This window comes from Vibrio sp. 2130-1, assembly GCF_033339515.1.
Genome location: NZ_JAWOUT010000200.1, coordinates 1 through 760, shown reverse-complemented (window position 1 = coordinate 760; position 760 = coordinate 1). Strand labels below are relative to the sequence as shown.

Below are 760 nucleotides of genomic sequence, written 5' to 3'. Positions count from 1 at the left end.
CAGCGAATCTAGCGCTGAGCGAGCCATCTCTAACTGCGCCAACTCTTGCTGCTGCTCTTGTAAAGTGACTTGATAAGGTTGCGCGTACATGATCCAAACACGATGACCACGTAGCAAACTCTTTCGGCCGGACAATTCAACCTTAATAGATTCGTTTTCAGATAAACGCCAATCAAAGACTTGGTGACGGAAATAGCGACTGGAAAAACTATCTAGTAACGAAGAAAGTTTGTGAAGCTCAAACAAGGCTGGGTACAAAAAGCCTGTACCCAGTGAGCGAATGCCAAGCAACTGCATCGCTGCTTGATTCGAAAGTAGGATTTGTCCATGGCTGGCATCTAGCACCAGCACTGGATAAGGCGAATCAGTAATAAGCTGCTTAAGTGCGTTTTGGAAACGAAAGTAGATAAGTGCTATCGCAATCGCACTGACTATCGATAGCAGGACAATATATCCATAACTCTCCTGCCCATTCCAAAGCCAATTAAGTAACTGATCCATTTTTCCACCTATAAAGCAAACTGCTAAAAATATATCAGTTATTTATTGAGCAATCTGCTTTTAATTCCGGCTTCGTGTAGATAAAAGGCTTTCCTATTAAACTGCCTTGAGCGCCATCTTTATTTAATGCGCGACCAATTTCAGTCATGGCTAACCAACGGTTTTCACACCAAAGCGGGGACAACAACGTTGGACGACGAGCTGCGGAAGAGACACGATGAAACACAACATCAGCGGGCGTCATACGAATCATTTCACT

At 43.9% G+C, this 760-nt stretch carries 2 pseudogenes; both read right to left on the bottom strand.

Features of this window, described 5'->3' with window-relative positions:
- Positions 1-501, bottom strand: a pseudogene (locus tag R7Q09_RS25170) (diguanylate cyclase); the annotation flags it as partial.
- A gap of 34 nt (positions 502-535) precedes the next feature.
- Positions 536-760, bottom strand: a pseudogene (locus R7Q09_RS25165) (TIGR01212 family radical SAM protein); the annotation flags it as partial.